General features: G+C 53.6%; 9 protein-coding genes. 6 read left to right on the forward strand and 3 right to left on the reverse strand.

Annotation, left to right across the window (positions count from 1 at the left end):
- Positions 1 to 87 precede the first annotated feature (87 nt).
- The 3 genes from proP (at position 88) to NP77_RS16360 (ending at position 3,766) form a co-directional block, all read left to right on the forward strand.
- Positions 88 to 1,593 (forward strand): glycine betaine/L-proline transporter ProP, encoded by a 1,506-nt coding sequence (gene proP, locus NP77_RS16350; protein WP_003852158.1) that lies wholly within the window; start codon positions 88 to 90, stop codon positions 1,591 to 1,593.
- A 127-nt stretch (positions 1,594 to 1,720) separates the two neighbouring features.
- Positions 1,721 to 2,698 (forward strand): porphobilinogen synthase, encoded by a 978-nt coding sequence (hemB, locus tag NP77_RS16355; protein WP_033734324.1) that lies wholly within the window; start codon positions 1,721 to 1,723, stop codon positions 2,696 to 2,698.
- Positions 2,699 to 2,797: 99 nt separating this feature from the next.
- Entirely contained in the window at positions 2,798 to 3,766 is a 969-nt protein-coding gene (locus tag NP77_RS16360; RefSeq protein ID WP_003852154.1) for a diguanylate cyclase, read from the forward strand.
- A gap of 26 nt (positions 3,767 to 3,792) precedes the next feature.
- Here NP77_RS16360 and NP77_RS16365 read toward each other — a convergent pair whose 3' ends face one another.
- Positions 3,793 to 4,815, reverse strand: coding sequence for an alpha/beta fold hydrolase (locus tag NP77_RS16365; RefSeq protein WP_003852152.1), 1,023 nt, complete (start codon positions 4,813 to 4,815; stop codon positions 3,793 to 3,795).
- A 339-nt stretch (positions 4,816 to 5,154) separates the two neighbouring features.
- On the opposite strand from NP77_RS16365, the gene NP77_RS16370 reads away from it, so the two are divergent.
- Entirely contained in the window at positions 5,155 to 5,655 is a 501-nt protein-coding gene (locus NP77_RS16370; RefSeq protein ID WP_039660853.1) for a helix-turn-helix domain-containing protein, read from the forward strand.
- Here NP77_RS16370 and NP77_RS16375 read toward each other — a convergent pair whose 3' ends face one another.
- Complete coding sequence (locus NP77_RS16375) at positions 5,656 to 6,315, reverse strand: epoxyqueuosine reductase QueH (RefSeq protein ID WP_039660855.1); 660 nt, start codon at positions 6,313 to 6,315, stop codon at positions 5,656 to 5,658.
- A 270-nt stretch (positions 6,316 to 6,585) separates the two neighbouring features.
- On the opposite strand from NP77_RS16375, the gene NP77_RS16380 reads away from it, so the two are divergent.
- Positions 6,586 to 7,974, forward strand: a complete 1,389-nt coding sequence (locus tag NP77_RS16380) for a sugar porter family MFS transporter (protein WP_039660856.1) — start codon at positions 6,586 to 6,588, stop codon at positions 7,972 to 7,974.
- Between the two features lie 15 nt (positions 7,975 to 7,989).
- On the opposite strand, the gene NP77_RS16385 is transcribed toward NP77_RS16380, so the two are convergent.
- A complete protein-coding gene (locus NP77_RS16385) occupies positions 7,990 to 8,667 on the reverse strand; it encodes an SDR family oxidoreductase (RefSeq protein ID WP_039660857.1) in 678 nt (225 codons plus the stop codon).
- Positions 8,668 to 8,896: 229 nt separating this feature from the next.
- Here NP77_RS16385 and NP77_RS16390 point away from each other — a divergent pair, with 229 nt between their 5' ends.
- Complete coding sequence (locus NP77_RS16390; RefSeq protein ID WP_039660859.1) at positions 8,897 to 9,916, forward strand: LacI family DNA-binding transcriptional regulator; 1,020 nt, start codon at positions 8,897 to 8,899, stop codon at positions 9,914 to 9,916.
- The last annotated feature ends 24 nt before the right edge of the window (positions 9,917 to 9,940 follow it).

Genomic DNA, 9,940 nt, shown 5'->3' on the forward strand with positions numbered 1-9,940 from the left:
TGCTTAAATTTCTCAACGCAGCGGTCTGAACGATTTACCACGGCTCGCGCCGTTGAGGACTTTCGTGTTCCATTACAGGGTAATTCTATGAAATTGCGTAGGAAGCGTGTAAAACCAATTGGGATCAATGATGTCACCATCATTGATGATGCTCGTTTACGTAAAGCCATCACTGCGGCCTCTCTGGGTAACGCGATGGAATGGTTTGACTTCGGTGTGTATGGCTTCGTGGCCTATGCGCTGGGTAAAGTCTTCTTCCCGGACGTGTCACCCGGCATTCAGATGATTGCTGCACTGGCAACCTTCTCTGTACCCTTCCTGATCCGTCCGCTGGGTGGCCTCTTCTTCGGTATGCTGGGCGACAAATATGGTCGTCAGAAAATCCTCTCCATTACCATTATCATCATGTCGGTCAGTACCTTCTGTATCGGCCTGATACCGTCCTATGCGTCTATCGGCATCTGGGCACCGATTCTGCTGCTGCTTGCGAAGATGGCGCAGGGCTTCTCCGTGGGCGGTGAATATACCGGCGCCTCAATCTTCGTGGCGGAGTATTCGCCTGACCGCAAACGCGGCTTTATGGGAAGCTGGCTCGACTTTGGCTCAATTGCGGGCTTTGTACTCGGTGCGGGTCTGGTCGTGCTGATCTCTTCTGTTATCGGAGAAGCACGTTTCCTTGAGTGGGGCTGGCGTCTGCCGTTCTTCGTGGCGCTGCCGCTGGGCATTATCGGCCTTTATCTGCGTCATGCGCTGGAAGAGACCCCGGCATTCCAGCAGCATGTGGACAAACTGGAACAGGGTGACCGCGAAGGCCTGCAGGATGGTCCGAAAGTCTCGTTTAAGGAAATTGCAACCAAACACTGGCGCAGCCTGCTCTCCTGTATCGGTCTGGTTATCGCCACCAACGTCACCTACTACATGTTACTGACGTATATGCCGAGTTACCTGTCGCATAACCTGCACTACAGCGAAGACCATGGTGTGATGATTATCATCGCTATCATGATCGGTATGCTGTTTGTTCAGCCTGTGATCGGCATGATGAGTGACCGCTTTGGCCGTCGTCCCTTTGTTATCATCGGCAGTATCGCTCTGCTGGTCTTTGCCATTCCCGCCTTTATGATGATTAACAGTGGCGTGCTGGGACTGATTTTTGGTGGTCTGCTGCTGATGGCCGTTATTCTTAACTCGTTTACCGGTGTCATGGCCTCGTCGCTGCCTGCAATGTTCCCGACCCATATCCGTTACAGTGCACTGGCCAGTGCGTTTAACATCTCTGTACTGGTTGCCGGTCTGACGCCAACGCTGGCCGCCTGGCTGGTTGAAACCACCAACAATCTTTACATGCCAGCCTACTACCTGATGGTGGTGGCGATCATTGGTCTGATTACCGGTCTTTCCATGAAAGAGACGGCAAACAAGCCACTGAAAGGTGCAACGCCAGCTGCGTCCGATATGGAAGAAGCGCGCGAAATCCTGCAGGAACATCACGATAACATCGAGAACAAAATCGAAGATATCGATGCAGAGATCGCCCGCCTGGAAGCGAAACGTAAAAACCTGGTGCAGCAGCATCCGGATATCAACGAGTAATCGTTCTGCTCTCCCGCCGCCCGGCGGGAGAGCGCTTTTCCCTCTCTGTTACCGCACACAAACCTTCATCCCTCGCGGTCAAAGGGAGTAAACTGTTGTTACTTTTTTCACCTGCGTAAGAATGAAAATGTCTGATTATTCCCTTATCCAGCGCCCAAGAAGATTGCGCGCCAGCGCCTCAATGCGTGAAATGTTCCAGGAGTCATCCCTGAGCCTGAACGATCTGGCTCTGCCTATCTTTGTTGAAGAAGAAGTCGACGATTACAAAGCGATTCAGGCGATGCCTGGCGTGATGCGTATTCCGGAAAAGCGCCTCGCCTATGAGATTGAGCGCATCGCCAAAGCGGGCATCCGCTCGGTGATGACCTTCGGTATTTCTCACCACACCGACGCCACCGGCAGCGATGCCTGGAACGAAAACGGTCTGGTGGCGCGCATGTCGCGCATCTGCAAAGATACCGTACCGGAAATGATTGTGATGTCTGACACCTGCTTCTGTGAATACACCAGCCACGGCCACTGTGGCGTGCTCTGTGATCACGGCGTCGATAACGATGCAACCCTGGCAAACCTGGGCAAGCAGGCCGTTGTTGCCGCCGCAGCCGGTGCAGACTTCATCGCCCCGTCAGCGGCGATGGATGGTCAGGTTGAGGCGATTCGCCGCGCACTTGATGCGGCAGGCTTCACCCAGACCGCCATCATGTCTTATTCCACCAAATTCGCTTCATCGTTTTACGGCCCGTTCCGTGAAGCGGCCGGAACGGCGCTGAAAGGCGACCGTAAAACCTACCAGATGAACCCGATGAACCGTCGGGAAGCGATCCGTGAATCGTTGCTTGATGCGGCGCAGGGCGCGGATTCATTGATGGTGAAACCGGCAGGCGCTTATCTGGATATTCTGCGCGATATCCGCGAACGCACCGAACTGCCGCTGGCGGCTTATCAGGTGAGTGGCGAATACGCGATGATTAAATTTGCCGCACAGGCCGGTGCCATTGATGAGCGCAATGTGGTGCTGGAAAGCCTCGGTGCGATTAAACGCGCCGGAGCCGACCTCATTTTCAGCTATTTCGCCCTTGATCTCGCCGAACAAAAAGTGCTCTGATCCCCTCCTCATAAAGAGCGTGGTCGCTGTATCACGCTCTTCTTCGCTGTTAGGCACACACCAGAACCTGGCTTCAGCTAAAAACCAAAGGGCTCTGTGATGAAAGCACCTGAAATCGCCGCCGACGAGGCACAACGTTTATCGCAGTTGCGTGCGCTGAACATAATGAATACGCCAGCGGAAGAACGATTTGATCGTTTAACTCGCCTGGCGCGCCGCCTGTATGACGTGCCTATCGCGTTAGTCAGCCTGCTGGAAGAAGATCACCAGTGGTTTAAATCTGCACAGGGTTATGCGCCTACCGGATCGCCACGGAATATCTCGTTTTGCGGCCACGCTATCCTGCAGGATGAAATCATGATCGTTGAAGATGCGTTACAGGATGAACGTTTTCACGATAATCCGCTGGTGACTGGCGAACCACACATTCGCTTTTATGCGGGCTGTCCGCTGCGTGCGCCGGGCGGTGCCAAAATGGGTACGTTCTGTATTATTGGTCGTGAGCCGCGTCAGTTTAATGAAGAGGATCAGGCCACCATGCGCGATCTCGCCGCCATGGCTGAAGCGGAATTGATCGCCTTTCAGACGGCTACCTGTGATGAACTGACGCAGATTACCAATCGCCGCGGTTTTATGACGCTGGGACAGATGGTGCTTAATGAGTGCCAGAGGAAAAACCGTCCCGCCTGTCTGACTTTTCTCGATCTCGATAAGTTTAAGCAGATTAATGACACACTGGGCCATCGCGAAGGCGATCGCGCGCTGATGGACTTTGCCAATGCGATGAAAGTGGCGTTCAAACATTCCGACCTGTTTGCCCGCCTGGGCGGCGATGAGTTTGTGGTGCTGTTTGATGGCCTGCAGCAGCAGCAGAGTGAAGCGCTGCTCATGCAGTTCGACCGTTATCTGCACCAGCAGTCAGTCAGCCTGAACCGACGTTACCGCCTGCAGTTCTCTTCCGGCGTGGTAGAGTTTGACCCGGCCAATCCGCAATCGCTGGAACAGTTACTGCACGACAGCGATAAACAGATGTATCTGACTAAAAATCAGAAACGCATTGCCGTGTAAGGTCAGGCGCCGCAGCGCCTGAGGGGTCAGGGACGGGCCAGATCGTCGAGCAGCGTCTGATTAAACTTAGCCGGATCTTCCATTTGTGGTGCGTGCCCCATGCCAGGAAATTCAATTAAGCGCGCGCCCGGGATACGTTTAGCCGCCTCTTTTCCCAGCACCGCATAATCACCCAACCGGGCTTTCACCTCCGCCGGTGCGATATCACTGCCAATGGCCGTGGTATCTGACGTACCGATTATCAGAGTGGTCGGCACCCTGAGATCGCCGAACTCATAAAACACCGGTTGAGTGAAGATCATGTCGTAGATTAAGGCGGAGTTCCACGCCACCTTCTGATGGCCCGGCCCACTGTTTAGTCCGGCCAGCATATCGACCCACTTATCATATTCGGGTTTCCAGCGCCCGACATAGTAAGTCTGCTGTTCATACTTCTTAATACCCGCCGCGCTGAGTTTGAGTTCGCGCTGATACCACTGATCCACCGAACGCCACGGTGCACCTTTGGCTTTCCAGTCCTCCAGCCCTATCGGGTTAACCAGTACCAGCTTCTGCGTCTGCGCCGGGTACATCAACGCATAACGCGTTGCCAGCATCCCGCCGGTTGAATGACCGACAATGACCGCCTTCTCCACTCCCAGCCGTGCAAGCAGCTGATGGGTGTTCTCTGCCAGTTGCTGAAAACTGTATTGATAGCTGGCGGGCTTGGTCGAGCTGCAGAAGCCAATCTGGTCGGGCGCGATAACGCGATATCCCTGCTGACTCAGTGCGCGAATCGTCTCTTCCCAGGTCGCGCCACAGAAGTTTTTACCGTGCATCAGCACCACGGTTTTGCCGTTGGCACGTTGCACCGGTTTGACATCCATAAAGCCCATGCTCAGCGGTTGCTGCTGAGACTGAAAGTCAAAATGCTGCAGAGGATAGGGATATTGAAACCCCTCCAGCTGTTCGCCATACACAGACGCAGCATGGGCAGGTGCATGAGCCAATAAGGCCAGCGAGGTGAGCAAGGCGGCAAGCGGTTTTTTCAGCGCGTATGTCGGGCTCATCCGGGGGTACTCCATGTTAAAGGTGAGTCGTAAGCCTGGCATGTCATTGTGAAAAATCTATTGCCAGGCGGTGCTATCACGTTAATAACACGGCGGCTGCCAGGATTCATCAGGAGGTGGTCAGCGGCATAGCGCCTGATTTAATTTTTATCTGCCAGATATCAATCATCTATATTTCCCAACAGATTTATCACAATTCATCTAATTTAATAAAAAACGGCTGTTCGGATGAATAATATCAGGAGATAAAAACTCAAAACCTGAAAAATGTTTACGCAAAGAATAAGAACATTAAGGTAGATTTTTCACATTCGTGATGAATTTAACCGTGGAGTCGCTATGAGCGAAAATAAATATAATGAAAGCGCAATCATCTCTGTCACTGAATGGATTAATAATAATCCTGGCCAGCGCCTGAGTGTTGATGATATTGCCATAAAGGCAGGTTATTCCAGATGGTATTTACAGAAACTCTTTGCCCGTTACCATAATGAAACACTGGCGCGTTATATTCGTAAGAGAAAACTTAACGCCAGCATTCATGATTTAAAAAACAGCCAGACACCTATTATCACTCTGGCACTGAAATACCATTTTGAAAGCCAGCAATCTTTTACCCGCTCTTTTAAACAGATTATGGGTTGCACGCCGAGCACCTGTCGCAAACGTCAGATGAACCACAAGGCGAAACAGCAGCTGGCTGAGGTAGCGCATCCCTGTACCTTATGCAGCTTTGTGCGTGAGGAAAGTATAAAGCCGGATGCTGGCGTAACAGTCCGGCCTGTTACGCACTTCACGCACGAATATACGCAGGCAGAGCCATTCCGCGACAGGGGTTAATCAGGTTTCATCCGGCTGATAATATTGCACGCCAATCTGAATGCGCTCACGCCCCTGGGCGACGCGATGACGATTGGTGTCGCGCAGTGAATAGACGCAGCCACAATATTCCTGCTGATAAAAACTCTCGCGCTTACTGATTTCAATCATGCGCGAAGACCCACCGCCTTTACGCCAGTTAAAATCCCAGTACATCAGATCCGGATATGCTGACGCGGCGCGGACACCACAGCTGTTAATCTGCTTCATATCTTTCCAGCGTGAGATCCCCAGGCAACTGGTCATCACCGGGAAGCCGTTCTCATGGGCATAGAGTGCCGTACGCTCAAAACGCATATCAAAGCACATGGTGCAGCGCTCACCCCGTTCCGGTGACCACTCCAGCCCGCGCGCGCGCTCAAACCAGTTATCCCGGTCATAGTCCGCATCCACAAACGGCACACCAAATTTTTCGGCAAAGCGAATATTCTCCTCTTTTCGCAGCTCATACTCTTTGAGCGGGTGAATATTCGGGTTGTAAAAATAGATGGTGTATTCAATACCGGATGCCAGCATCGCTTCCATCACTTCACCCGAACAGGGCGCGCAACAGGAGTGCAGCAGGACTTTTTTATGACCGCCCGGCAGCGGCAGCGGCTGGCGCTGGAAAGGTTCAGACATAAGCACCTTCAATCAATGGCTGAAAAGCAGCAGTGTAATGCTGCAAGCAGTCAGTTGCAAAACGGGTCTGATATGCCTCGTTTGGTGTAATTGTGCTTCATCCGCCCTTATTCCCTGTAGTGCCAACCCGCTGATCTTCGATGTTTTCTTTTTAGTGTAATGCTGTGCAGCACGGGTTATGGCCAGAAGTGTGATCGTCACCACACTGGCATCAACTATGTTTACATAACATTAACAATATTGACATTGAATCGCCTCAAGGAGACTCGCATGGTCGCGACAAAAAAATCGGGAAGTCAGCAGAACCGTTTTACGTGGTTCGTCTGTTTTATGGCTGCGCTGTCAGGCCTGCTGTTTGGTCTGGATATCGGTGTCATTGCCGGTGCCTTACCGTTTCTGGCAAAGGATTTGCAGATAACTAACCATCAGCAGGAGTGGGTGGTGAGTTCAATGATGTTCGGCGCGGCGCTGGGTGCGCTGGCGGCGGGCTGGATGTCATCAAAGCTGGGACGCAAGAAAAGTATGCTGGCAGGCGCAACGTTGTTTGTGATTGGCTCGCTGTGGTCAGCGTTCTCCCCGGATGTCGGGTCACTGGTCTGCGCCCGCGTGATGCTGGGTCTGGCGGTGGGCATCGCCTCTTATACCGCACCATTGTACCTGGCAGAGATTGCGCCGGAACGTATTCGTGGTTCGATGATTTCCATGTACCAGCTGATGCTGACCACCGGCATCGTGGTGGCTTATCTCTCTGATACCGCGTTCAGCTACAGCGGCAACTGGCGTGGGATGCTCGGTGTTATCGCCATCCCAGCGGTGATCCTGTTTATCGGCGTGCTGTTCCTGCCTAACAGTCCGCGCTGGCTGGCAGCACATGGGCGTTTTAACGAAGCACAGCGGGTACTGGATCGGCTACGGAACAGCAGTGAACAGGCCCGGGAGGAGCTGGAAGAGATCCGTGAAAGCCTGCAGGTGAAGCAGCGTGGCTGGTCGCTTTTCCGCTCTAACGGTAATTTCCGCCGCGCGGTATGGCTGGGCATGCTGCTGCAGGTGATGCAACAGTTTACCGGCATGAATGTTGTGATGTATTACGCCCCTAAAATCTTCAATATTGCCGGCTTCTCCAGCACCAGTGAGCAGATGTGGGGTACGGTGATTGTCGGGCTGGTCAACATGCTGGCTACGCTGATTGCGATTTTCTTTGTTGATCGCTGGGGTCGCAAGCCGATGCTCACCACCAGTTTTCTGGTGATGGCAGTCGGCATGGGCGTCCTGGGCACGCTGCTGCATATTGGCGTTGAAACAGATTTCCGCAAATACTTTGCTATTGCGATGCTGCTGATGTTTATCGTCGGCTTCGCGATGGCGGCCGGACCGGTCATCTGGCTGCTCTGCTCAGAAATTCAGCCGCTGAAAGGACGTGATTTCGGCATTACCGCCTCCACCACCACGAACTGGGTCGGTAATATGATTGTGGGTGCGACCTTCCTGACCATGCTGGATCAGCTGGGGAATGCCAATACCTTCTGGCTCTACGGCGCGCTTAATCTGGTGTTTATCGTGCTGACGATGATGCTGGTTCCCGAGACCAAACATGTGACGCTGGAGCACATTGAACGCAACCTGATGAAAGGCAAAGCACTACGTGACATCGGGGCGTAACCGCCCCGTATCAACTTACCATTGCAGCTGCTGGCCGGCGTAATCGACATAGTGATGACCACCACGACCGCGCCAGTGGGTCAGTTGCCGGACGATACCGGCCGCACTCTCTTCTGCTGTCAGTGGCGCACTCTCGCCACCCATATCTGTTTTCACCCAGCCGGGGTGCAGCGTCAGCAGCGTCCCGCTCTGCGCGTCAACTGCCGGAGTCAGTGTGCGGCTCAGCATATTCAGGGCCGCTTTGCTGGCCGAATAAATCGGCATCTGCGCCTGCGGGTTTTCATTCAGGCTGCCGAGCTGAGATGAGGTCAGCGCCAGCACACCTTCCGGCTTCAACAGCGGCAGCAAAATCTCTGCACTGCGAACCGGCGCTATCGCGTTGGTCAGGAACAGCTGCGCCAGATCCTGATCGTCACTCTGCAAGACCTTCTGGTGTGAAGGCCCGGAAATCCCGGCGTTAATCAGAATCGCATCGAACGTTTTGCCACTGAGCTGGCTGGCAAGCTGCTGAACCGCCGATGAGTGCGTCATATCCAGCGCATGCCAGTGAATGTCTGGCTTATTACCCTGCTCTGGAATGCCACTGCGATGCGTAGCCGTGACCTGCCAGCCCTCACCCGCAAACGCCTGTGCCACCGCCAGCCCGATACCGCGCGAAGCACCAATAATCAGAACCTCTTTTTGCTGAGCCATATTCACTCCTCGTTGATTGTCTCACTACAAGCTTAACGGGTATTCCGCAAGGACAGCGGCCCGCTGTGCTTTTTAGCGTGGCGACAGCACGGTCGGTAAAAACCTTGCGGCACAACGCTGATGATGGTTTTCCATCATTAAATTGCTTTATCTTTTACTTTTAACCGGTTAGAAGAGATAAATAGTCAGGCAGGCAGCAGTTAATCGCCATTTTCCCCGTGGAGTCTGAATGAAAAAGCTCACCTTAGAGGTGGTGGCAAAAATGGCGGGCGTCGGGATTGCGACGGTCGATCGTGTGCTGAATGAACGCGGCGGCGTGTCACTGGAGACCAGCCGTAAAGTCCTGAAAGCTGCGCGCGAAGTGGGATTGAAGCGTCTGCTGCCAGAGGAGTACCAGCATCCCTGGCAAATTGAGGTGTTCCTCAGTAATAACGGCTCCTCCTTTTTTCAGCAGCTTACTACCCATTTCAGCGAAGTCGCCAGCCAGCTTGGCTATCGTCGCCTGAAACTGCATAAAACTCTGGTGGCCGAGGCACAGCCTGAGCAGCTGGCGCAAAGTATTATCGCCCGCAGCAGCACGCGCGACGGCATCATTGTCTTTGCACATGATTCACCGCCCATCTACCGGGCGCTAGCGCTGTGCCGCAGCCGCAATGTGCCGGTGATTACCATCGTTACCGATCTGCCTGATGCCGACCGCTTATGTCATGTCGGCATTGACCAGTATCAGGCCGGACGCACGGCAGGATTACTGATGAGTAAAACGGTGAGTCAGCCCGGCGACATTCTAATGGTCAGTGGCCGCTTCGATTATCGCGCCCACCGTCAGCGCATTGACGGATTCCGGGAGGCCATGGCGCAGCGTGCGCCCCAGCGTCATCTGCGTGAGGTGCTGTCGGGTCAGGATCAGCGGGAGACAATCCGCAGCGTGCTGGCCCGCAACCTGCAACCGTCGCAGATGATTGCAGGGGTCTACAACACTGGCATGGGCAATACTGTTGTCAGCGACACACTACGTGCCCACCAGTTGCTGGGTAAATGCACCTATATCACTCATGAACTTTATGATGTGACACGTAAGCTACTGATGAATGATGAAGTGGCATTTACCCTGGATCAGCATGCTCAACAGCATGCCCGGCTGGCGATTGATTTGATGCTAAGTCATCTGGAAACCGGCTCTCAACCGGATGTGTATCAGGCGGGTAAAGTCGCGTTCAGGTTGTTTACGGCGGAAAATATGACGTGAGGGGATCGGTTTCCCCTGATGATG

It is taken from the genome of Pantoea sp. MBLJ3, assembly GCF_000816655.1.
GTDB lineage: Bacteria > Pseudomonadota > Gammaproteobacteria > Enterobacterales > Enterobacteriaceae > Pantoea > Pantoea eucalypti.

Coding starts and splice junctions, on each gene's coding strand:
- proP (WP_003852158.1), top strand. CDS start 88: ATGAAATTGCGTAGGAAGCGTGTAAAACCAATTGGGATCAATGATGTC.
- hemB (WP_033734324.1), top strand. CDS start 1,721: ATGTCTGATTATTCCCTTATCCAGCGCCCAAGAAGATTGCGCGCCAGC.
- NP77_RS16360 (WP_003852154.1), top strand. CDS start 2,798: ATGAAAGCACCTGAAATCGCCGCCGACGAGGCACAACGTTTATCGCAG.
- NP77_RS16365 (WP_003852152.1), bottom strand. CDS start 4,815: ATGAGCCCGACATACGCGCTGAAAAAACCGCTTGCCGCCTTGCTCACC.
- NP77_RS16370 (WP_039660853.1), top strand. CDS start 5,155: ATGAGCGAAAATAAATATAATGAAAGCGCAATCATCTCTGTCACTGAA.
- NP77_RS16375 (WP_039660855.1), bottom strand. CDS start 6,315: ATGTCTGAACCTTTCCAGCGCCAGCCGCTGCCGCTGCCGGGCGGTCAT.
- NP77_RS16380 (WP_039660856.1), top strand. CDS start 6,586: ATGGTCGCGACAAAAAAATCGGGAAGTCAGCAGAACCGTTTTACGTGG.
- NP77_RS16385 (WP_039660857.1), bottom strand. CDS start 8,667: ATGGCTCAGCAAAAAGAGGTTCTGATTATTGGTGCTTCGCGCGGTATC.
- NP77_RS16390 (WP_039660859.1), top strand. CDS start 8,897: ATGAAAAAGCTCACCTTAGAGGTGGTGGCAAAAATGGCGGGCGTCGGG.